Here is a 21,818-nt window from a genome sequence, read left to right as displayed (position 1 = left end):
GCGTGGGCTTATTGCCAGGCGACGAAGCCGTTGGCGGTGCCGGTCCCGGCTTCGGAGCGGTAGCAGGGCTCATAGCCCACCACGTCGCCCTTCAGGTCCGTGTCGAACAGCGCGCCGGCGGCCGCGATCCAGGTCTTGAGTTCAGACGTGCCGGACTGCAGATGCTTGTCCTCGATGGCGCAGAGCGTCTCCGCGTCGCGCGTGCGCAGCGCCTCGAAGAACATGCGGTCGAAATCCTCGTCGATGACGAAGTGGCTCATCCCGCCCGAGCCGAACACCCCGACACGCAGGTCCTCTTTCCAACTCCGGATCGCCTTGCCCACCGCGCGCCCAAGCTCGAAGCAGCGCCGGGCGGTCGGCTGGTTCGGCGGGAAGAAGGTGTTGATGATGATCGGCAGGTTGGGCACCACCTGGTCCCGCATGATCTGGCGGTAGATGAAGCCGAGCGAATGCGGCGCGCCACTCGACCAGTGCCCGGCCGGCTCGGGCAGCTTCTTGGAGACGGCGAGATCGAAGCCCTGGGGCACCAGGGATTTGCACACATGCATGCCGAGATCGGGCTGGCAGGGATATTCCCGCCGCTCGGGCGGGCTATGCCCCCATTCCGCCTCGTGAATGCCCGGCGGCATCCGCGCGGCCTGCTGGGGCGTGGCCGGCTGGTCCCAGATCGTCTCGCCGAGATAGACAGTGATGGCCGGGGTAACATCCTCGAGGAACAGCTCGCGCTGGTCGTTGCCCATGATAACCGCGACGTCGATCTTCGCGGCGGAAAAACGGTCGGCCATGTCGGCGATCGCGCTCTGGCACCCGGCCGCGCGTCGCTCGCGCTCGGGAAGGGAGCAGGCCTCCGCCAGCTTCTCTTCGCTGCGCAGCGAGACCAGTTCCTCGAAGCTGTATTCCTCGCCACGGAACGGGTGCTTCCGCTTCAGATCCGCGGAAACCCGGAGCGTCCATTGCTCCGGCGTGGTGGACAGGGTCGGCCCGTGCGACGTCCACATACCCAGCACGATTTCCGCCATATCCTCTCCCAGCCTCCTCTTCGGCACCGCATTTATATTGTAGACTGAGTAAACAATATAAATGTCATATGCAACGTTGTTCGATCACGCAATTGTCCCGACCGCGCTTCCTCAGTCCGGGATTTTAGCGGTCGCGGTGCGCAGCCTGTCCCGGTAGAGCGGGCGGACGAACGTCAGCAGAAAGGCCGCGAATACCGCCAGCGCGGAGAACAGCCCGAAGCCCCAGCTGTAATGGCCGGTCGTGTCGTAGATATAGGCCAGCGTGACCGGCCCCACCGAGGAACCGAGCGCAAAGCACCCCGTCACGATGGGCAGTACCTTGTCCATGTTGCGCGGGCCGAACACATGCTTGGCCAGCACTGGCCCCTCGCACACGAGGCCGCCATGGGCGAGCCCCAGCGCACAGGTGAAGATGATGGCGGTGGAGAGGCTGGACACCGGAAATGCCAGCAGGACCATCACGGCAATGAGCAGATACCAGGCCGAGATGCCCTTGACCGAGAAGACATCGAAGAACTTGCCGGCCACGAATTTCGAGAAGAGGCCGATAAGCGACGTCAGCGAGAGCAGCCAGGCGGCGGTCTCCCGGCTGAGGCCCACCTCCTGCACGAAGTAGAGCTGCATATTCTGGAACAGTCCCTGGTCCACGCCGGCGATGATGAACACGCCGATGGTGATGCCCCAGAACATCGGCTTGCGGATCAGCTCGCCATAGGTCACCGGAATGTCCGCCGCGCGCGTCGCTGCGGTCAGCGCGGGACTGGGCGGAACGCCCTTGGAAGAAAGGCTTTCAGGGAGCAGGTCCTCCTCGCTCGGGTTCTGCTTGACGAACATGACGAGAGGCACCGAGATCGCGAGGATGGCGACGCCGATCAGGGCATAGGTCGTGCGCCAGCCCAGGTCCGGCAGTAGGGAGGCGATCACGATGGGGAAGACGACGCCGCCCGCGCTGCCGCCGATCAACGCCATGGCGCTCGCAAAGCCGACATTGCGCATGAACCAGCGTGCCACCATCAGCTTGATGCAGAGCAGCACGGCTCCCTGGCCCAGACCGATCAGAAAACCGGCCAGAAAATAGGTGGTGATGGAGGTCACGTTGAGAAAGGTGAAGAACCCCAGCGCCTGGATAACGAGCACGGTCAGGAACACCGGCTTCAGGCCGAAGCGTTGCACTGCGGGCCCGATCAGAAAGATGGCGACGACAGCGCCGGTCACCCCTTTCCAGGCATAGATGCCGGTCGCCTGCGCACGGGTCCATCCGAACTCCGCCACGACCTCGTTATAGAGGAGCGACAGCGAGTAAGTGGGCCCGCCGAACGACAGGAAGAAAATGACGAAGCCCGCCGCGACGACCCACCAGCCGGGATAGTGAATGCCGGTGGCAAGCTTGCCGTCCGGCGCGAGATTGGTTGCCATCGTCATCCTCTCCATGGAGTCCGCGAATCTTTTGGTTTATCTTTTGAGGGCAACGCATCCCATGCGGCTGCCGGGGGTGTCAACATATTCGTTGTCATAGACAACTAACCAGCTTCCGCCGGATGAGGAACCGCTTCGCCGATCAACCCGACCCTGTGGAGAAACGCCCGGGTGCGGGCATGAGCGCGGGCGATCTCGTCCGGCGGATGATCCTTGGGCAAATGATGATCGCTGCGCATCGTCACGAGTTCCGCGCAGACGCCATGTCCCGAGAGGCTTGCCGCCAACCGCGCAGCCGCGGCATAAGGGACGCGCGGATCGCGATCGCTATGGACCAGCAGCGTGGACGGCAGTCCCGGCCGCGCGAGGGCCTGGGGAGACAGCGCCCGCGCAAGGCCATTCGGGTCCGCCGAAGCCGCCAGCCATGCCACCGGCTCGCCGGCGCGCTTGCGCTCGTCATGATAAGCGGCGAGATCGGCATGGGCGCTCCAGGCCAGCGCCGCGCGGGGTTGCCGCGCATGCGTGTAGGCGACCGCCAGGGCAAGCGTGGCGCCCGCCGAATGACCGCCGATCAGCAAGCGGGTTGTATCGATCCCATAGGCAGCGCCCTCGTCGCCCAGCCAGTCCAGCGCAGCAGCCGCATCCTCGAACGCGGCGGGTGCTGGCGCTTCATCCGCAAGTCGATAGCTGGCCGAGACGACGGCCAGGCCCATGGCGGACCAGAAAGGCGCGTGCGCGGCGACGGCCGTCTTGTCGCCCATGCGCCAGCCGCCGCCATGGAGGTAGAGCAGCGCCGGATGCGGACCATCGCCAGCGGGCAGATGGATATCCAGCATTCCCTGCCAGCCCGCGAGGTGCCGATAGGGAATGTCCGCGATCATGTGTCGGGCTGGAACAGGAGCAGGTGCCGACCGTCCGGCAGCGGATGCCAGTAGGGCTTCACGCGAAGGCCGGGCCTGAGATCCTCTTCGGCACAATGGATGATGTTGCTCATCACGTTCACGCCCTCGTCCAGCGTCACCATGGCCAGCACATAGGGCTCATGATCGCGGAAGGGCGGGCGGGCACGCCGCACGATCGTGTGGCTGAAGAGCACGCCGCGCCCGGACACTTCCCGCCACTCCAGATTGTCCCGCCGGCCCGTGTAGATGCTCGTCGGGCGCGGATAGAACTGATAGGCGCCGGCGACCTTGTCATACTGGACGAGCAGCCGCTTTTCCCGGCTGGCTTCCCAGAAGGGGCGTGAAAAGCTCCGCTCGGGGGGCAGCGGCCGATCGATCGAGAGCAGGTCATTGATGTCGGTCATGCCTCGCCTCATGCATTGGAAGAGAGGATCAGCACGGTGCTGCTGTTCCAGTTTCGGCCGTAAGGAATGCCGCCGATCCCGGTGACCAGCGCATGAGCCGTATCACTGACCTGCCGGCTGCCACCTTCCCCGAAAAGCTGCCGCACAGCCTCGACCAGATTGGTGCCCCCACCCGCGAGCCCGCACTGGCCGGCGGAGATCTGCCCGCCACCCGTATTCAGCGGAAGATCGCCCGAGAAGCTGAAGTCCGTTTCCCGGATGAAGGCTGCGCCCTGCCCGTGCGCGCAGAAGCCGAGCATCTCGAGCTGCATCATGATGGCGATGATGAAGTCGTCATAGGGATGGAAGGAGCCGATCTGCGCCGGGCGCAATCCGGCCTGTGCGAACGCACGCTCGCTGGCTTCGCGATGGCCGGTCAGCGTCGGATCGACGATTGCGCTTGCCGCGCCGACATTGGTGCGCTCGCCATAGCCCACCGGCACGGCGCAGCGCGTCAGGCCCCGCTGCTCGGCAGTCTTGCGGCGCGTGATGAGAATGCCGCTCGCCCCGTCGCAGGGCATCACGCAGTCCAGCAGGCGGATCGGATCGTTGATCATCCGCGAGTGCACATAATCGTCGACCGTGATCGGCTTGCGCAGCTTCTCGCAGGCATTCTCGTTGAGGACCGCGTGCGCACGCTGCGCGACCGCGAGCTTGCCCAGCGCGCGCGCATCGAGGCCGAAGCGATCATCATAGTAGCGGCTCAGCATGCCGAAAGCGGCCGGCGCGCCGAGATAGCCATAAGGCGTGGTCCATTCCGCGCCATAGGAACGCGGCCGGCCATTATTCTCCGCCACGGCGGTGTCCGCAAAAAGGCACAGCACCGTATCGCAAAGGCCCGCATCGATCGCGGCGGCGGCCCGCGCGACCGTACCCACCGGCGAGCTCCCGCCGATGTCGACCGTCTGGCAGAAGTCCAGTTCGACCGCGAGCTGGTCGGCCGTGGTCTGCGACCAGAAGATATTGCCCGCGCCGGTCGAGGATGAGGACAGGATCAATCCATTGATCTCCCCTTTCTCGAAACCGGTGCGTTCCAGCAGCGAGTCCAGGATTTCCGCACCCAGCTCCCAGACATCGACCTCACTGCGCAACACGATCTTGGTCTCGGCATAGCCGACGATCGCCATGTCACTGAGCGCCACCGGTCAGTCCTCCCCGTCCGCGGAGGAGGGCGGCGGCGCGGCCACCTTGTTCTCGCCGCGCTCGATGAAGGCGGCGATCCGGCTGGCGCCCTCGCTGTTGCGCGACGCGCCGCCGATCAGCCCCTCGAAGAACAGGCCGTCGCCATGCCCCATGTCGCCAATGCGTGGCAGCGCGGCGCAGATCGCCCAGTTGGTGTTGGGCGCGTTGCTGGCGATCTTGAGCGCCAGCTCGCGTGCCGTCTCCATGGATTGACCCGCCGGCACGACATATTGGCAAAGATTGGCCCGCTCGCCTTCCGCCGCGCTGAGCACCCGCCCCGTGAGCATCATGTCCGCCATGCGCGCATAGCCCATCAGCCGCTGGATGCGCACCGCACCCCCACCCCCGACGAAGATGCCGCGCTTGCCTTCCGGCAAGGCGAAGAAGGTCGTCGCATCCGCCACGCGCACATGGCAAGCCGATGCGATCTCAAGCCCTCCGCCGATGCAGGCGCCTTCGAGCGCGGCGATCCAGGGGATCGGACCGCGCGCGATCAGGTCGAGCGGCACCGTCCAGCGCCCGCGCTCCCAGGGTTTCGGCGCGCTGCCGCCCTGCATGCGTGAGGCAGCCTCGGCCAGATCGAGCCCGGCCGAGAAATTGCCGCCATGGCCGAACAGGATGCCGACCCGCGCTTCGGACACCGCGCGCTCGAAGGCCTCGTGCAGATCGGCCATGACGGCCGCGCTGACCGCGTTGCGCTTGGCCGCCCGGTTGATGCCGATGAGGGCGACATCGCCTTCGAGCGCATAGGTTGCGAATGTGTCGCTCATCGCCTCACCCCACCTTCTTCGTGATGACAAGGGCGTCGACAGCGGTCAGCCCCTCCCCCTCGGGATGAACGAAGACCGGATTGAGATCGATCTCCTCGATGTCCGGCACGGTCGTCATCAGGCGGCCGACCAGCGATGCCGTGCGCGCCACGGCCTGGACGTCGACCGGCGGCGAACCCCGGAAGCCCTTGAGCAGCTTCGCGGTGCGCAGCTTCATGATCTCGGCCAGGATGTCCGCTTCCGCCATGTCCGCCGGAATCAAGCGGGCATCGCCCAACGCCTCGACCCAGATGCCGCCGAGGCCGACGAGCACAACCGGCCCCCACTTGGCATCGCGCTTCGCGCCGATCATCAGTTCGAGGCCCTTGGGCGCCATCCGCTCGACGAGCACGCCGTCGAGGACGAGGCCGGGCTGGGCACGGGCGATATTGTTCTGCAGGTCCTGCCATGCCGCGCGCAGTTGCGCGGCATCGCGAATGCCCAGCAGCACGCCGCCCGCTTCCGTCTTGTGCGCCAGGGCGCCTGCCTGCGCCTTGATGGCGACCGGGTAGCCGACGCGTTCGGCAATGGCTTCCGCCTCATCTGGACTCCGGGCGAGCCCGCCGTCCGGCACGCGCACCCCGATGGCCGCGAGCAACTGCTTGCCCAGCCACTCGGGCTGCGGGCCGGCGCCCAGCGCGGGAAGATCGGCGAACGGCGCATGGCTTACCGAGCGCGCGGCACGTTCGAGCGACCGCCCATGATGCGTCACGCGTGCGAGCGCAGTCATGGATCGCTCGATCGACCGGCTGAGGATGAGCTGGTTCTCGCGGATTGATGCCTCGAAGCCGGGGTCCAGTTCGGGCGCGGGAAATGCGAGGATGGCAGGGCGCGCCTTCCCCTTGATGGCATCGACGAAATAATGGCCATAGCCACGCTGCGAGGCGGCCGTGCCACTGTTGATGGCGATCAGCACGCTGCCGACCTCGCTGTCCGCCATGAGGGCATTGGTCCCCATCGGCATCAGCTCGGGCTGGAAGATCGCCTGCGTGCCGAGATCGAGCGGATTCCGGGGCGGGATGAAGACAGGCAATTGCGGCGCCAGCGACGCGCGCGTCTCTTCCGAGAGCGCCGGCATTTCCATGTCCAGCTTCTCGAAATAATCATGCGCGATGGCGCAGAAGCCGCCGGAGAAGGTCAGCACGCCCGGCCCCTTGGTGGGCGGGACGGGATAGCGGGCGAGCAGTTCGATGACGTCGACCCATTCCTCCAGCGTCTCGACCAGCACGACGCCTGCCCGTTCGAGATGAAGCTGCATCGTCGCATAGTCGCCGGCGAGGGCGCCGGTGTGCGACTGGATCGCTGCCTTGCCCTTCTCGCCCCGGCCGGGATGGATCGCGACGAGCGACTTGCCCGCGGCCCGCGCGCGCCGCGCCGCCGCGAGAAAGGCCTGCGGATCGCGCACTTCCTCAAGGTAGAGCGCGATGACGGCGGTTGCTTCGTCCTGCGCGAAGAAATCGATGAAGTCGGGGATGCCGATGCCGGCCTCGTTCCCGGTGGAGACGGTATAGGCGACCGGCAAGTGCCGCGCGGCAAGGTTGGTGCTGGCATAAGCCATCAGGCCACCGCTCTGGGACACCATCGCGACGGCCGGATTGGGATTGTCCTTTTCAAGCCGCGCGACCTTGCGGGCATTTGCAAAGCCGATCGGGAGACCCTGCACGAGATTGGTGTAGCCAAGGCAGTTCGGCCCGAGCAGGGCAACGCCGCCCTCCTGCGCAATCTTCACCAGCTCATCCTGCCCGGCGCGATTGCCCGCTTCGGCGAAGCCCGAGGAGAAGACCGTGACCGCCCGCACCCCACGCCGCGCACAGGCCTCCAGCGCATCCTTCACCCCCGCCGCGGGCAAGGTGAAGACCGCCAGGTCAATGCCTTCGGGAAGCTCGTCCACGCTCTGCGTGACGGGATAGCCGTCGATCTCGCCCTCGGCGCGGCCCACGACATGGACGTCGCCTGCATATCCGTTGAGCTGGAGATTGGCGAGCACGGTGCGGCCCGCCGTCTTTGGCTTGGCGGAGACGCCGATCACCGCGATGGATCTCGGTCGCATGAAGAGGGCAACTGCCTCCGCGCCCCTGGGTGATTCGGTTCTGGCGGGCAGCAAGGTGGCAGTCATGTCATTCCAATCGTGAATCCGGGGCGCTTTCCGTCCGCCCTGCCAGTGAGGGGATGAGAGCGGCGGCCGCATGCATCGGCCGCCGCTCCTGTGTCTTCAGAAGCCGAACCGCACGCCGACTTTGTAGGCGCGGCCGATACGGTCGTAGAAGCCGGCCAGCTGGGTGTTCGGGAACGGCGGATCCTTGTCGAGCAGGTTGTTGATGACGGCGTAGAGCTGCACGCGCTTGCCGTCGCGCTCCATCAGGGTGACGTTGCCCGACCAGTAGAGATACAGGCGCGAATTGACGTTCATGTCCGCGACCGAGATCGGCGAGGCAGGATTGTAGTCGGGGTCCCCGGGCTGAACGAGCGTTGCATCCACGATGCCGCCGTCGATCCAGCGTGCGGTGAGCGAAGTGCCCCACTTGCTTGTCTCGTAGTTGAGGCTGGCATTGAGCTGCCAGTGAGGAACGCTCGTCGCGCCCGTGTTGAGGCCGGACGTAAATCCGCCGAGCTGCCCCGCGCGGTCGATCACGCTGCCGCGGGTCTGGATGATGCCCGCCGCATTATAGGAGGGCGCCACGCCGAGGCCATCGTCAGAGGTCAGCTCCGCGACATAGGTGCCGAACAGGCGCGTGGTCACCCGGCCCGGCCCCATGTTGAAGCGATAGCTCAGCTCGAAGTCCACGCCGCGCGTCTTGAGCGAGGCGAGGTTCAGCAGCTGCACCGTGACGGAGTCGATCTCGGTTGCCGCGCCGCTGCCCGAGAGCTCGACATTGTTGCAGAAACTCCCAGGGCTTCCGGCCTGGATCTCCGCATAGCAATTGTCGAGAATCTGCTGCGCCGGGAAGCTGGCGATCGCGCCGCCGATATCGATGTTGTAATAATCGACCGACGCGGAGAGCCCGGGCAGGAAGGGCGGCGAAACCACGGCACCGATGGTGAAGGTATTCGCCTTTTCCGGGGCCAGCGTGGCGCTCGGCGCGAAGGCGACGGTGTAGGAGCGCGAGACGCCGTTGAACGGATTGCGCAAGGTCGATTGCGTCGAGGTAACCGAGAAGAGTTCCGCGCTGTTAGGTGCGCGAATGTCCCGCGAGCGCGTGGTCCGGAACCGCAGCCCGTCCAGTGGCTCCCAGGTCGCGCCGAGCTTCCAGGTGGTGACGCCTCCCGAGGTCTCATAGTCGGTGTAGCGAACCGCGCCGTTCACATCGAGCGAGCGGAGGAACGGCATGTCTCGCGCCAGCGGAACGAGCACTTCGACATAGCCTTCCTTGGTGACGAACGCGCCGGAATAGGGAGCGGGGTTCGAGAAATTATACGCACCGGCCTCGGCCAGCGAGTCCACAATGCTCTGCGCGCTGTCCCGCCGATACTCGCCGCCGATCGCGAAGGCCACGGGCCCGGCCCAGGTGGAGAAAGGCTGGCCCTGAAGATTGACGGCCGCGACCGTCTGGGTCGTGGTGATCGACTGGAACTGCGTCCCGTTCACATAATCAACTGACTCCGGCGACATGGCGCCCAGCCCAAAGAGATTGAGCGGCACGCAGCCTTGCGCACGCGCCGTTTCGTTCCGGCAGACGATCTGGCCATTGGGCAGCCGGATCGCATCGAAGGCCCACATGAAGTTCTGCTGGATGCGCATGTTGCGGATCTGGGAGTCGAGCTTGTTCTCGCCATATTGCACATAGGCATCCCATCCCCAGCTATTGCCGAGATCACCCTTCAGGCCGGCAGCAAGGCGATAAGTGCTGTTGAAATTGACGATCCGGGTCGACGAGAAATCGGGATTGGACCGGCCGAGCACGAAGGAGCGGATATTGTTGGCGTCCATGATCGAGGCGACCTCGGCCGGCAGGAAGGCGTTGTCCCGTTGGATGATGACCGCCCGGGCACCGCTCACGGCAGTGTCGCGCGGCATCGGCCCCGAATAATCGGACCCCGAGCGACCGTAGCTGCCCTCGGCGAAGAAGCCGATCGAATCGCTCAGTTCATAGTCCATGTGACCCATGACGACATGGCGATCGATCGGGAGAACCAGCGTGTGGCCCGCGCGCGGGGGCGTGCCCACGGAGCTGGACATGTTGTAGGAGGAGCCGCCCGAATTCTCGCCATAAGTGAACGAGCCCACGACGCCGGGATCGGGGAAATAGATTCCGCGCAGCACATCCGCGCCGTTCGCCGGGTTCTCGTCGGCATTGTTGCCGAGGATGACGCCGCCGAAGAGGGAATTGATGAACCGCACGCCGCTCGCGAACATGCGAGAAGGCGTCCCCGCCGGCCGGTTGGCAGCGAAGGACACCGATTCATCGTAGCGCCGGCTCCAAGCCCGCTCCTCGAACGAGTCGATGCCGTCCGACTTCACATATTCGCCGCCGATGACGAAATGCCCGCGCCCATCCGCGAAGCTCGTGCCCCACGCAAGCCCGACGCGGCGCTCGAAATTGTCGCCCTCCTCCGAGAGGCCGAGCGAAAGATCGCCCCGGAAACCCTCGAACGTCTTGTTGACGATCACATTGACCACGCCCGATATGGCGTCCGAGCCGTAGACGGCGGACGCGCCGCCCGTCACGACATCGACACGCTCGATCAGCACGGTCGGAATGAGATTGAGATCGACCTGGCCGGTGGGCGATGTCGGCACGTGCCGCCGGTTGTCGACCAGCACCAGCGTGCGGATGTTCCCCAGCGCGCGAAGGTCCGCGAAGGTCGCGCCGGAAAGATTGGATGACTGGGTGTTGGTCTGGTTGGTCACACTCGGCCGGAACGAAGGCACTTCGTTGAGGAAGTCGCCGATATTCGTCGCACCGCGCTCCGCGATCGTCTCCGCGGTCATGACGAGTGTCGGCGTCGGCGCGTCAAACCCGCTTCGGGCCACGCGCGACCCGGTGACGATGATGTCCTGAGCCTGTTGCGCCGTCATTTCCTGAGCCGCCTGCTGCGCATGCGCCGGCGACACGAATGCCAGGACACCGCAAGCCGCGACGGATGCGAGCAAGTACGTTCCGCGAGCCATATTCCTCTCCTCCTTGGCCGCGAGATCGAGTGTCCCGCTGGCGTTTGAAAAAACTAGCGACCGCACCGGTCAAGTCAATACGATGGTATAACTATATTATCTTTATTCGCCAGAGCCGGATGGCACTTCCAGTCAGAGCCGCGCTGCCTTGGCGTGGCCGTCCGCTTGCGATTCCTCCGCCTCCTCCCAGCCCTGGGCCGGGCTTCAAGCCACTCGCATGGCCGATTCGATTGTTGCGCATATCGATGCTAATGACAACTATATTTCTTCAGTCGCTTTATATAAAGCTGCTTGTCATATAAACGCGTCGAAGCGGCCAAAGCCGCCTTGCGGAGGGAGAGAGATGTTTACGGCTCAGGAACAGGAATTTGCGGAGGAAGTGCGTCAGTTCGTCCGGTCGCATTGTCCGGCGGAGGTCCGCGCGAAGGTCAGCGAGGCGGCAGGCATAACCGCTGCCGAGCGGCAGGCCTGGCACAGGGCGCTCCATGCGCGCGGCTGGGCAGCGCCGCATTGGCCGCTCGAGCATGGCGGCACGGGCTGGAGCGCCATCCAGTGCTATATCTTCGCGGAGACGCTCGCCGAGGAAGGCGCGCCGGACCTGGGCTCCTTCGGACTGAAGATGCTTGGGCCCACGCTCATGCATTATGGCACGCAGGCCCAGAAGAGCCGCTATCTGCCGCGCATCCTCTCCGGCGAGGACATCTGGTGCCAGGGTTTCTCGGAACCGGGCGCCGGGTCCGACCTCGCATCCCTGAAAACGCGCGCCGAGCTTGTCGACGATCACTGGGTGGTCAATGGCCAGAAGATGTGGACGACCATGGCCCATGAGGCGAACATGATGTTCGCTCTGGTCCGCACCGATCCGGCGGCGCCCAAGCCGCAGATGGGCATCTCCATGCTGCTGATCGATCTGGCCAACACGCCGGGCATCGACATCAGGCCGATCATCCTGCTGAACGGCGAGCGCACGACCAACGAGGTCTTCTTCGACAATGTGAAGGTCCCGGCGGCCAATCTGGTCGGCGAGGCGAACAAGGGCTGGACCTATTCGCGCGTGGTGCTCGGCAATGAGCGGCTTTCCATCGCACGGATCGGCATCAACCGCCGCCAGCTCGCCCGGCTCAAGCGCATCGCCGGTGAGCAGGGCCTCACCGCATCGCCGACCTTCCGCGCGCGCATCGCGGAAGCGGAGATCGAGCTGGCCGCGATCGAAGCCCTCGCCATGGGGATGCTCGCTCGGGTCCGGGCCGGCTTCGTCCCGGGCATCGAGGCGAACATGCTCAAGATCCGGGGCTCCGAGTTGCAGCAACGCCTCACGCGCCTGCTGGTCGAAGCGGCGGGTCGAAGCGCCGCCCGCCATGGCGCGGAGGCCCGCGACCCGGACCGACCCTGGGCACACCGGCTGTTCAAGAACCACTTCGATACGCGCGTCGTCAGCATCTACGGCGGCTCGAACGAGATCCAGCGCAACATCATCGCAAAGACACTTGGCCTTGGAGGCGGGAAATGACCATTTCGACATTTGCAGACCCCGCACCGGCCATCGACCAGACCGACGACTCCGGGGACATCCGTGACCAGTTGCGCCAGTCGCTGGAGACGGTTCTGGCCCGCCACTATAGTTTCGAACAACGGCGCGATGCCCATGAATCCGAAGCGCGGGAATCGGCGGCGGCCTGGTCGGCTTATGCCGAGCTCGGCCTGCTGGCCTTGTCCCTGCCCGAGGAGCAGGGCGGCCTGCCCGCTGCCTTTGCAGACATCGCCATGGCCGCCGAGACCATGGGCGGCGCCATGGTGCTGGAACCCTATATCCCTACGATGGTGGCGGCGCGCCTGATCGCCGCTGGTGCAACTCCAGCGCAGCAAGCGGCCTGGTTGCCCGGCATCGTGAAAGGCCGCGTCCGCGCGGCTCTGGCGCATGAGGATGACGGCGCGCGTCCCGTCCTCGCCATCCGGCATGGGGATGGCTGGCGCCTCCGGGGTCGCAAGCTCACCGTCGCGGGCGGCGACAGCGCCGATCTGCTCATCGTCTCAGCCCGGCTTGACGATGCGATCGCGCTCTTCCTCGTGCCGGCCGGCGCAGTGGAGCGGCGCGCCTATCGCTGCTTCGACTGGACGGGCGCGGCAGACATCCTGCTCGACAATGTCGACCTGCCGAACGATGCACGGCTGCCTTGCGGCGAGGACGCTCTCTCTGCCGCTCTGGACGAAGCGACGGCACTGGCCTGCGCCGATGCGGTCGGCAGCATCCGGGCCGCCAACCGGCTGACGCGCGATCATACGCACACGCGCCGCCAGTTCGGCCGGAGCCTGGACAGCTTCCAGGTCCTCCAGCATCGCCTCGTCGACATGCTCATCGATGAGGCCTTTGCCGCCGCGATCACCGATACCGCCATCGCCGCCTGCGACGGGAGCGATGCGACCGCGCGGATGCGCGCCGTCTCGGCGGCGAAGGTCAGGGTCGGCGAAGCCGCGCGCCTCGTCGGCGAGCAATGCGTGCAGCTGCACGGCGGCATGGGGCTGGTGCAGGAATATCAGGCCGCCCATCTCTTCGCGCGGCTCGGCCTGTTCGAGCTCTCATATGGCGATCGAAACCATCATCTCGAACGCTATGCCGCCCTCACCTTGTAGCGCGGAGCGGGATCAGCGGCGTGCCTGGCTCGGCGAGCCGCCACCGGTGGGGGGCGCGACGCCGTTGATCCGTGTCCCGCCACTGATCGATCCCATCGCCCGCCGGGCGAAGTCGGCGGGATAAGGCATGGCGGGCCGCCCCACCTCCTCCAGCGCGGCGAGGTCCTCCGGCGCGAGCATGATGCTGCTCGCGCCGGCATTTTCCTCCAACTGCGCGACATCGTTCGCGCCGATGAGGATCGTGGACACGCAGGGCCGGGCGAGCAGCCATGCCAGCGACACTTGCGCAGGGCTCACGCCCATCCGATCCGCAATCTCCGTCACGACCGCGAGAATGCGTTCCGCCTTCTCATCGAGGATGCGCGCCAGGAAGGCGCCGCGGCCCTCGGCGTCATGATTGGCCGTATCGTCGCGCCGGTACCGGCCGCTCAACGCCCCGCTCTTGAGCGGCGACCAGGCCGCGATCCCCAGTCCATAGGCCTGCGCCATCGGCACATGCTCGATCTCGATGCTCCGCTCCATGAGCGAATATTGGAGCTGCAGCCCGACGATCGGTGTCCTGTCGCGGAACTGCGCCAGCCAGTGCGCTTCCGCCACCTGCCATGCCGGCAGGTTGGAGAGGCCGACATGCAGCAGCTTGCCCGCCCGCACCAGATCGTCGAGCGCCCGCAGCGTCTCGTCCACCGGCGTCATCGGATCATGGATATGCATCCAGTAGAGATCGATCCGGTCCGTCTTGAGCTTGCGCAGCGAGTCCTCGCAGCTCTGGATGATGGCCTTGCGACCGCCCCCGCCGGCATTGGGATCGCCGGCATGCACGTTCGATCCGAATTTGCTGGCAATGACCATCCGGTCACGGACGCCGGAATGCGCGGCAAGATAGTCCCCGACGATCGTCTCCGCTTCCCCGCCGCCATAGCTGTTGGCAACGTCGAGAAGATTGCCGCCGAGGTCGCGATAGCGCGATATCAGTTGCCCGGCCGCCTTGCCATCGAGGCTCCACGGCTGCCCGCCGCCGAAATTGAAACCACCCAGCGCCATGCGGCTGACCCGCAGGCCGGATCGACCGAAGGTCACGAAATCGTCGAGCATCACCCCTCCCAGCACTCATTGCTATAACTGTACAACCATCATATCTTTTAAGTCGCAGGTCGCAAGCGCCACGGCCCCCAGGAGAGCAAATGAACGATGTCCAGACAATGATCGCGCCGTCTCTCACACGGCATCCCCTCGCAACCGCAATACTCATCGGCGGGGAGATGATCGCCGGGAATGGTCAGCCCTTGCCGGTGATCGATCCGGCGACGGGCGAGGCTTTCGCCCTTGCCCCGGCGGCCACGCGCGATGATCTGGATCGGGCCGTCGCAGCGGCGCGGGCCGCCTTCCCGGGCTGGACGGCCCGATCGCCGGAAGACCGGCGCGCGGTCGTTCACGCCATTGCCGCGCGCCTGCGGGAAAGGGCCGAGCCGATCGGCGCGCTGCTCACGGCCGAGCAGGGCAAGCCGCTGGGCGACGCGATCGGCGAAATCCGACGCGCGGCCGATCATATCGAAGCGCTGACCATGCTCGATCTTTCCGACCAGCTGTTGCGCGAGGACGCGCGCGAGCGCGTCGAGATCCGCTACCGGCCGCTCGGCGTGGTCGGCGGCATCACGCCCTGGAACGTGCCCGTGATGCTCGCGATGGTGAAGGTCGCGCAGGCGCTCTACACCGGCAACACGATCATCCTGAAACCGTCCCCCTTCACGCCCCTCTCCACGCTGGCGATCGGCCAGGCCATCGCGGACATCGCGCCGGCGGGCACGGTCAACATCGTGAGCGGCGGCAATGATCTCGGCGCGTGGATCACCAGCCATCCCGGCATCGACAAGATCAGCTTTACCGGCACGGTCGCCACCGGCCGGCGCGTGCTGGAAAGTGCGGCGGGCACCTTCAAGCGTGTGACGCTGGAACTGGGCGGCAATGATCCCGCCATCATCCTGCCCGACGCGGATCTCGACCTCACCGCCGAAGGCATCGTCCGCAGCGCCTTCGCCAATTGCGGGCAGGTCTGCATGGCGATCAAGCGCGTCTTCGTTCATGCTTCCCTTTATGACGCTGTGGTCGAGGCCATCGCCACGCGCGCCGCGGCCATCAGGACCGGACCGGGCACTGCGCCCGACACGCGCATGGGGCCGATCCAGAACCGCATGCAGTTCGAGAAAGTGGTCACTCTCCTCCGCGAGGTGAAGCAAACCCCCGGGGCGCGCATCGTCACAGGCGGCACCGTCCACGAGGGCAGCGGTTATTTCATCGATCCAACGATCGTCACCGGCCTCCCGGACGACGCGCCGCTGGTCCGCGAGGAGCAATTCGGGCCGGTCCTCCCCATCCTGCGCTATGACGATGTCGACGATGCGATCGCGCGCGCGAATGCCACCGAGTTCGGCCTTGGCGCGTCGGTCTGGACGCGCGACCTGCGCGAGGGGGCGCGCGTGGCCGGGCATATGCAGGCCGGCCTCGTCTGGGTGAACCGGCATGGCGGCAACGGGCGGGACGTGCCGTTCGGCGGCGCCAAATATTCAGGCTATGGCCGCGAGCAGGGCGTCGAGGGCATGCGCTCCTACATGGAAATGCAGGTCGTGACCGTGCCGGTCGGCTGAGCGCCTGCGCGCCCTGCCGGTCGCCGGTCAGCCGTGCAGCAGGGCGCGCAATCGGTCCCGATAGACGGGCTGCACGCGCCAGAGCAGCAGCGCCGCGACGACGGTCAGGCCCAGATACAGCATAAAGCCCGCCAGATATGTCCCCGTCCGGTCATATGTGCTCGCGAGCAGCACTGGCCCGATCGCCGACCCCAGCGTGTTGAAGCCGGAGAGCAGCGGGAGCAGCCGGTTCATGTGGCGCGGCCCATAGACATGCTTGGCGACGACGGGACTGTCCACCACCAGCCCGCCATGCGCCAGCCCCAGCACGGACGTGAAGACGAGGGCGGTGAGCAGGCCCTGCGCGGGCAGCGCCAGGATGATTGCCGTGCCCAGCAGCAGGTTCCAGAAAGCGACGCCTTTCAGCGAGAAGCGGTCGAACGTCGCGCCGGCCACGAATTTCGCGGCCATGCCCACCAGGAAGGTAACGGACCATGCGCTGGCCGCCAGCGTCCGCGTCAGGCCCACTTCGTTGGTGAGGTAGAAGATGCTGTGCTGGAACAGCGCCTGGTCCACTGCCGCGGAGAGGCAGGTCGCGAGCGCAATGAACCAGAAGCTGCGTTGCCGGAACAGGTCGCGAAATCCGAAATCGAGCTCCACCGCCCGCAGCCGCTCGCCACTCACGCCGGCGCTGGCCTGCACTGCCTCGGGTAGCACGTCCTCCTCGGTCGGATTGGCCCGGGCCGAGAGGGCCAGCGGGATCGACACGAGGAAGATGCCGAGACTGAGGCACGCGAACGCCACGCGCCAGCCATAGACCGGGATGAGCTGGCTGGTGACTAACGGAAAGACGACACCGCCGAAGCTCGCGCCCACGATCGCGATCCCGCCGGCCAGCCCCACATTGCGCATGAACCAGCGCGACACCAGCAGCTTGAGGCTGATGATGACCGCTGCCTGGCCAGTACCGATCATGAAGCCGACGAGATAATAGCTCCAGAGCGACTGGACGAACAGGAAACTGGCGAGGCCGATCGCCTCGGCGACCATCGCGGTCACCAGCACCGCCTTCAGCCCCAGCCGCTCGACGAGCGGTCCGATGATGAACAGCGCCATGATGGCGCCGGTGATGCTCTTGTAGGTGTAGATCAGCGTGGCCTGCGTCAGCGTCCAGCCGAACTCCTTCATGACCTCCGGATAGACGAACGGCATGGTGAGCGGCGCGCCGAACGCCAGGAAGAAGATGACGAACGCCTTGGCGACGATCCCCCAGCCGGGGTAGCGCCAGTTCGCCCGGAGGATGCCGAGCTTCTCCTGAAAGACCGACAGGCTCGTCATCGTCCGCTCTCCCCTTCTCGCTGCGTCAGCCGCGGCATCGTTCCCGTGGCGCGGTCATGCCGCCATATCGGCCGCGCCGGCCATCCCGGTGCCGCTCAGCGCCGCAATGGCCGCTTCGGTCCCGCCGCGCCGATGCGCGACGCCCGCATAGCCAAGCGCGGCTTCGATGCCGGCGATCGTCCCGAGCAGCAGCGGCTCGCTGAAATCGCCGAGATGGCCGATGCGGAACACGCGATCATCGAGTTGCCCGAGGCCATTGCCCAGGCTCATGTTGCAGCGCTCGAGCGCATGGTCGCGCACCGCGTCGGCGGATACGCCCTCGGGCATCCGGACCGCGGTGAGCACCGGCGAATGCGCGGTCGCATCGCTGCACTGCGTCTCGAAGCCCCAGCGGGCCACCGCCGCCCGCGTGGCGGCCGCCGCGCGCCGGTGACGGGCGAATACGGCGTCCAGCCCCTCCTCGTTCAGCATCTCGATGGCGACGCGCAGCCCCTGCAACAGGTTGATGGCAGGTGTGTAGGGAAAGAAGCCCCGCCGGTTGGCGTCCAGCATCTCGGCCCAGTCCCAGTAGGCGCGCGCCATGCGCGATGTTTCGGCGGCCCGGATCGCCTTTTCGGACAGCGCATTGAAGGACAGGCCGGGCGGCAGCATCAGCCCCTTCTGGGAACCGCCGACGGCGACATCCACGCCCCATTCGTCATGACGATAATCGACCGACGCCAACGACGACACGAGGTCCGCCATCAGCAGTGCGGGGTGCCCCGCCGCGTCGATTGCGCGCCGCACGGCGGCGATGTCGGACGTGACGCCGGTCGATGTCTCGTTATGGACAACGCACACCGCCTTGATCCGGTGCGCCTTGTCCTCGCGCAGCCGCGCGCCGATTGCCTCGGCATCGACCGGGCTGCGCCAGTCGCCTGCCAGAAGCTCGGGCTCAAGGCCGATCTTGCGCGCCAGCCGGCACCAGAGCGTGGCGAACCAGCCGGTCTCGTACATGAGCACCGCGTCACCCGGGGACAGGGCGTTGACCAGCGCCGCTTCCCACGCGCCGGTCCCCGAGGAGGGGTAGATGATGACCGGCCCGGAGGTCTTGAAGATCGTCCTGATCCCCTCCAGCACCTCGACGGTCAGCGCACGGAACTCGGGGCCGCGATGATTGATGGTCGGTCGTGCGATGGCCTCCATCATCCGCAGCGGCGTGGTCGTCGGCCCCGGCAATTGCAGGAAATGCGGGCCGGGCTTCACGGAATCGGACATGAATGGCTGCTCCTCAAGCGGATACGGGCAGGGATTTTGGTCTGCGGGCGATCGGTTTTGCCTTGCCGCCGCTCCAGGCTGCGCGGCGCGCGTTATAATAAGCCAGCCAGTCCTCATCGGCGGGCAGCACGGCGAAGCCGGAGCGCATGTCGTGATAGATGCCGGCCTCATCGACCCCGGCGGGCACGACCCCTTCATTGCTGAGCGCCGCAGCCGTCCGCAGGAGCTTGCGCCGGGTGAGCACGATCATCCGGTCGCTGGTGCCCAGATGCTCCATGGTGCGATCGACGATCGGCCCCATGCTTTCGGTGACGGCCTGGTCCTGCACCGGAATCGCCTCGATCCCGCTGTAGCTCTGCGTCGACTGGACCTCCCGCGAGATGAGATGATCGTTGCGCAGATTGGCCTCGATGCGCCAGCGGCCCAGCCAGTCGCTGCTGTTGGGCAGGAATTTGATCGGCGAGGTCGTGCCCGGCAGGGGCTTGCCCTCCCTGGTCAGCGTCGTGCCACCCGTACGCGGTCCGCCGATGACGACCAGCATGGCGTGATGATCGTCGATCGGCACCCAGGCCCGTACCCGGATATGATCCATCGGTTCGGACGGCGACATGGTCCAGAAGGGCAGCGCGAAATGGCCGATGCGGTGATAGAGATTGTCCGGCCCAGCATGGCGATAGGCGCAGTAGACGGCGCCATAATCCGTCTCGATGGCTTCGTAGCGCGGCGCCAGATTCTCCGGCAGCTGGCGATAATAATTGATCGAGCCTTCCTCGAACTGGTCCGGGCTCGCGCCGCCCAGATGCAGGAAGCCGACATGGCAAGTGTCGATGTCGCCTTCCAGCGCCTGCAGCCAGTTGCACTCGCGCATCATGAAGCTCACCGAGATCGGCTCGTCCGCGCCCAGTTCGTCGAGGTCGAAATGCGGCAAGGGCGGCGGGACGTCACGATCCCCCATATAGACCCAGGCCACGCCATAGCGCTCGACCACCGGCAGCGCGCGGATCTTCACGAGATGCTTGTAGTCCGTTTCGGGCGGTTCGCTGGGCATCTCGATGCACTGGCCGGTCCGGTCGAACTTCCAGCCATGATAGACGCAGCGGATGCCGCCCTCCTCGTTGCGCCCGTAGAAAAGCGAGGCGCAGCGATGGGCACAGCGATGGTCCACCACGCCGAGGTTCCCGTCCGGCGAGCGGAACGCCAGGAAGTTCTCGCCCAGCAGGCGCAAGCGCAGCGGCGCGCCGCCGGCCGGGGTCTCCTCCGGGAGAAAGGCCGGGATCCAGTATTGCCGCATGAGGCGTCCCATCGGCGTTTCGGGGCCCGTTTGCGTCAGGGTCCTGTTCTCGTCTGCCCGCATGCCGCCTCCTCGAATATATAACTATATTATCGTTATTTCTTTTCGAAGGAAGGGTTCGGCTTGTCAAGCCAGCTCTCAAGCGGCATCTGGTGAATTGCGGGGATTCATCATACGAAAAGACAGAATGCCGCCTGCCCGCTTCCGGGGCTGTTCCAGAGAAAGTTGCTTGCGCGTGGCCGATTCAGAACCCGTTTTCAGCTCCATCCGGTCGCAATCGCTGGCGTCGCGCATCGTGTCGCAGGTCATCGCCGCCCTGTTCGCGGGGCAGTTCAAGCCCGGCGAGTTTCTCGGCACCGAGGCGCAGTTGGCCGAAACCTTCCAGACCAGCCGCGTGCCGATCCGCGAGGCACTGGGGCGGCTCGAGGCGCTGGGCGTGATCACCGTGAAGACCGGTGTCGGCGGCGGCGCCACGATCGCCGAAGGCAAGCCCGATCAGTTCGCCACGGCGCTCGCCGTCCAGTTCATGCTCATCCAGGTGACGGCGGAAGAGGTTTTCGACGCTCGCCTCGGCATCGAATGCCGGGCGGCGGAGCTGGCGGCCGAGCGGATCGACGATGCGCAGCTGGCGGCGCTCAAGGCCGCGCTGGATCGCATCATGGAGCCGGACATTTCCCGCCCCGAAGCCGTCGAGCGCATTCTCGCCTTCCACCGCGCGATCGTCGAGGCGTCCGGCGCGCGCACGCTCGTCACGCTCATGCATGCGCTCGAACACGCGCTGCTGAACCTTTTCACGGCGATCGAGGCCTCACCGAAAAGCAGCCGCATCGGCTACAAGGCGCTTCAGGGCATCTACGATCGCATCGCGGCGCATGACCCCGAAGGCGCCTTCACCGCCATGCGCGCCCACCTGCTCGATCGCCGGCAATCCATGCTCTACCGCCTCAAGCAGATGAGCGATCAGGCCCGCGCCGCCGCGGATGCCGCTCCGAAAGGCTGAGCGGCGGGGACAGCTTCGATGATCAGAGGATCGTGCCTTGTTCCCGGACACCAACAGCGAGTGGGAAGGATATCCGTCGATCATGGATGGGATACGTTACCCGTATGTCCATCTGATTGGGGGCTTGCCCGGCACCATTAACTTGCTCGTTACGGGGGATCAAACACCCATCGAGGGCTACGGCGTGTCCGCGCGTACGCTGTTGCATTGGGTTGTCGATGAATTCGATTACTCGGTAACGGCTCACGGTCTTCCTACCCTCGCATATGACGGCAAGACCTACATTAAGCGCGCACGGCGATCTTCATTATTGCAAACCTATGAGGGCGACATTCTGCGTGCCATTTATCCCAACGTTCAGCACTTCGCGTTCCTTGGGAGTGAAGATTGTGTGGAGTTCGTGACAGATGGCGAACTAACAATCTTCCCCCTTCATTCCAAAGAGACCCGTGAAAAATGGATTGCGCAGCTTCACAGCGGTGCGTGAGGCATTCGCCGCCTAGTTCGCAGTGTTTCCTAAGGTCCGCTTTTCACAACTTCTCTGCCGTTCCGCTTCCGCTCGACGGCGCCTGAAAGCGGTCAGCCAGGACACGACGACGTCGCGATCATAGTCGGAATTGCCGCGCTCGATCAGGTCGAACGGCAGACTCGCCGCCAGCGCTTGAACCTGTTCTGCCACGGTTCGCCGGCTCTGGGCAGAAGCAACATGCGCTTTTGCCCAAGAGCTACACGGCCCGGATCAAGGCCGGCCTTGCGGCTCCCTGCTTAAACTGTAATACTATTTATTCATTATACAATC

The 21,818-nt window shown here is 65.7% G+C and carries 17 protein-coding genes; 5 read left to right on the top strand and 12 right to left on the bottom strand.

From position 1 onward, the window contains the following. Positions 1 to 8: 8 nt before the first annotated feature. The 8 genes from HNP60_RS03625 to HNP60_RS03590 form a co-directional block, all read right to left on the bottom strand. Positions 9 to 1,019 carry a DODA-type extradiol aromatic ring-opening family dioxygenase gene (locus HNP60_RS03625; RefSeq protein WP_184150334.1) on the bottom strand — a complete coding sequence of 337 codons (1,011 nt, stop codon included), beginning with the start codon at positions 1,017 to 1,019 and terminating at the stop codon, positions 9 to 11. Positions 1,020 to 1,130: 111 nt separating this feature from the next. Beyond that, positions 1,131 to 2,435 (bottom strand): MFS transporter, encoded by a 1,305-nt coding sequence (locus tag HNP60_RS03620; RefSeq protein ID WP_260394632.1) that lies wholly within the window; start codon positions 2,433 to 2,435, stop codon positions 1,131 to 1,133. Between the two features lie 104 nt (positions 2,436 to 2,539). Then, entirely contained in the window at positions 2,540 to 3,316 is a 777-nt protein-coding gene (locus HNP60_RS03615; protein ID WP_184150332.1) for an alpha/beta hydrolase, read from the bottom strand. After that, complete coding sequence (locus HNP60_RS03610) at positions 3,313 to 3,741, bottom strand: Zn-ribbon domain-containing OB-fold protein (protein ID WP_184150330.1); 429 nt, start codon at positions 3,739 to 3,741, stop codon at positions 3,313 to 3,315. The genes HNP60_RS03615 and HNP60_RS03610 overlap by 4 nt, the downstream gene beginning before the upstream one ends. Before the next feature lie 8 nt (positions 3,742 to 3,749). Further along, positions 3,750 to 4,922, bottom strand: a complete 1,173-nt coding sequence (locus HNP60_RS03605; RefSeq protein WP_184150328.1) for a thiolase C-terminal domain-containing protein — start codon at positions 4,920 to 4,922, stop codon at positions 3,750 to 3,752. Between the two features lie 3 nt (positions 4,923 to 4,925). After that, a complete protein-coding gene (locus tag HNP60_RS03600; RefSeq protein ID WP_184150326.1) occupies positions 4,926 to 5,732 on the bottom strand; it encodes a crotonase/enoyl-CoA hydratase family protein in 807 nt (268 codons plus the stop codon). 4 nt (positions 5,733 to 5,736) lie between these two features. After that, complete coding sequence (locus HNP60_RS03595; RefSeq protein WP_184150324.1) at positions 5,737 to 7,821, bottom strand: acetate--CoA ligase family protein; 2,085 nt, start codon at positions 7,819 to 7,821, stop codon at positions 5,737 to 5,739. A gap of 162 nt (positions 7,822 to 7,983) precedes the next feature. Then, a complete protein-coding gene (locus HNP60_RS03590; RefSeq protein WP_184050721.1) occupies positions 7,984 to 10,881 on the bottom strand; it encodes a TonB-dependent receptor plug domain-containing protein in 2,898 nt (965 codons plus the stop codon). 343 nt (positions 10,882 to 11,224) lie between these two features. On the opposite strand from HNP60_RS03590, the gene HNP60_RS03585 reads away from it, so the two are divergent. Further along, positions 11,225 to 12,391, top strand: a complete 1,167-nt coding sequence (locus tag HNP60_RS03585) for an acyl-CoA dehydrogenase family protein (protein ID WP_184150321.1) — start codon at positions 11,225 to 11,227, stop codon at positions 12,389 to 12,391. After that, positions 12,388 to 13,512 carry an acyl-CoA dehydrogenase family protein gene (locus tag HNP60_RS03580; RefSeq protein ID WP_184150318.1) on the top strand — a complete coding sequence of 375 codons (1,125 nt, stop codon included), beginning with the start codon at positions 12,388 to 12,390 and terminating at the stop codon, positions 13,510 to 13,512. Before HNP60_RS03585 ends, HNP60_RS03580 begins: the two co-directional genes overlap by 4 nt. A gap of 12 nt (positions 13,513 to 13,524) precedes the next feature. Here the strand turns inward: HNP60_RS03580 and HNP60_RS03575 are convergent, their stop codons facing one another. Then, on the bottom strand, positions 13,525 to 14,604 hold the full coding sequence (locus HNP60_RS03575; RefSeq protein WP_184150315.1) for an aldo/keto reductase: 1,080 nt from the start codon (positions 14,602 to 14,604) through the stop codon (positions 13,525 to 13,527). 89 nt (positions 14,605 to 14,693) lie between these two features. Between HNP60_RS03575 and HNP60_RS03570 the strand changes: the two genes are divergently transcribed. Then, positions 14,694 to 16,154, top strand: coding sequence for an aldehyde dehydrogenase family protein (locus HNP60_RS03570; protein WP_184150312.1), 1,461 nt, complete (start codon positions 14,694 to 14,696; stop codon positions 16,152 to 16,154). 27 nt (positions 16,155 to 16,181) lie between these two features. Here the strand turns inward: HNP60_RS03570 and HNP60_RS03565 are convergent, their stop codons facing one another. From HNP60_RS03565 to HNP60_RS03555, 3 genes are read right to left on the bottom strand one after another with little or no spacing between them, the layout of a single operon-like run. Further along, positions 16,182 to 17,471 (bottom strand): MFS transporter, encoded by a 1,290-nt coding sequence (locus tag HNP60_RS03565; protein WP_184150309.1) that lies wholly within the window; start codon positions 17,469 to 17,471, stop codon positions 16,182 to 16,184. Positions 17,472 to 17,525: 54 nt separating this feature from the next. After that, positions 17,526 to 18,728, bottom strand: a complete 1,203-nt coding sequence (locus HNP60_RS03560) for a pyridoxal-phosphate-dependent aminotransferase family protein (RefSeq protein WP_184150306.1) — start codon at positions 18,726 to 18,728, stop codon at positions 17,526 to 17,528. 13 nt (positions 18,729 to 18,741) lie between these two features. Next, positions 18,742 to 20,082 (bottom strand): Rieske 2Fe-2S domain-containing protein, encoded by a 1,341-nt coding sequence (locus HNP60_RS03555; protein ID WP_184150303.1) that lies wholly within the window; start codon positions 20,080 to 20,082, stop codon positions 18,742 to 18,744. Between the two features lie 232 nt (positions 20,083 to 20,314). On the opposite strand from HNP60_RS03555, the gene HNP60_RS03550 reads away from it, so the two are divergent. Beyond that, positions 20,315 to 21,019 (top strand): FadR/GntR family transcriptional regulator, encoded by a 705-nt coding sequence (locus tag HNP60_RS03550; RefSeq protein WP_158512671.1) that lies wholly within the window; start codon positions 20,315 to 20,317, stop codon positions 21,017 to 21,019. A 37-nt stretch (positions 21,020 to 21,056) separates the two neighbouring features. Next, the gene (locus HNP60_RS03545) at positions 21,057 to 21,506 is read left to right on the top strand and encodes a hypothetical protein (protein ID WP_184150288.1); all 450 of its coding nucleotides are present in this window, start codon (positions 21,057 to 21,059) and stop codon (positions 21,504 to 21,506) included. Positions 21,507 to 21,818 lie beyond the last annotated feature (312 nt).

Origin of the sequence: Sphingobium lignivorans (genome assembly GCF_014203955.1) — a bacterium.
Classification (GTDB): domain Bacteria; phylum Pseudomonadota; class Alphaproteobacteria; order Sphingomonadales; family Sphingomonadaceae; genus Sphingobium; species Sphingobium lignivorans.
The sequence above is the reverse complement of the archived record's forward strand: the minus strand, read 5'-3'. Positions and strand labels throughout refer to the sequence as shown.

What these genes read in the sequence shown, in the direction of transcription:
- HNP60_RS03625 (WP_184150334.1), bottom strand. Translation starts at nt 1,019, where the DNA reads ATGGCGGAAATCGTGCTGGGTATGTGGACGTCGCACGGGCCGACCCTG.
- HNP60_RS03620 (WP_260394632.1), bottom strand. Translation starts at nt 2,435, where the DNA reads ATGGCAACCAATCTCGCGCCGGACGGCAAGCTTGCCACCGGCATTCAC.
- HNP60_RS03615 (WP_184150332.1), bottom strand. Translation starts at nt 3,316, where the DNA reads ATGATCGCGGACATTCCCTATCGGCACCTCGCGGGCTGGCAGGGAATG.
- HNP60_RS03610 (WP_184150330.1), bottom strand. Translation starts at nt 3,741, where the DNA reads ATGACCGACATCAATGACCTGCTCTCGATCGATCGGCCGCTGCCCCCC.
- HNP60_RS03600 (WP_184150326.1), bottom strand. Translation starts at nt 5,732, where the DNA reads ATGAGCGACACATTCGCAACCTATGCGCTCGAAGGCGATGTCGCCCTC.
- HNP60_RS03595 (WP_184150324.1), bottom strand. Translation starts at nt 7,821, where the DNA reads ATGCGACCGAGATCCATCGCGGTGATCGGCGTCTCCGCCAAGCCAAAG.
- HNP60_RS03590 (WP_184050721.1), bottom strand. Translation starts at nt 10,881, where the DNA reads ATGGCTCGCGGAACGTACTTGCTCGCATCCGTCGCGGCTTGCGGTGTC.
- HNP60_RS03585 (WP_184150321.1), top strand. Translation starts at nt 11,225, where the DNA reads ATGTTTACGGCTCAGGAACAGGAATTTGCGGAGGAAGTGCGTCAGTTC.
- HNP60_RS03580 (WP_184150318.1), top strand. Translation starts at nt 12,388, where the DNA reads ATGACCATTTCGACATTTGCAGACCCCGCACCGGCCATCGACCAGACC.
- HNP60_RS03575 (WP_184150315.1), bottom strand. Translation starts at nt 14,604, where the DNA reads ATGCTCGACGATTTCGTGACCTTCGGTCGATCCGGCCTGCGGGTCAGC.
- HNP60_RS03570 (WP_184150312.1), top strand. Translation starts at nt 14,694, where the DNA reads ATGAACGATGTCCAGACAATGATCGCGCCGTCTCTCACACGGCATCCC.
- HNP60_RS03565 (WP_184150309.1), bottom strand. Translation starts at nt 17,471, where the DNA reads ATGACGAGCCTGTCGGTCTTTCAGGAGAAGCTCGGCATCCTCCGGGCG.
- HNP60_RS03560 (WP_184150306.1), bottom strand. Translation starts at nt 18,728, where the DNA reads ATGTCCGATTCCGTGAAGCCCGGCCCGCATTTCCTGCAATTGCCGGGG.
- HNP60_RS03555 (WP_184150303.1), bottom strand. Translation starts at nt 20,082, where the DNA reads ATGCGGGCAGACGAGAACAGGACCCTGACGCAAACGGGCCCCGAAACG.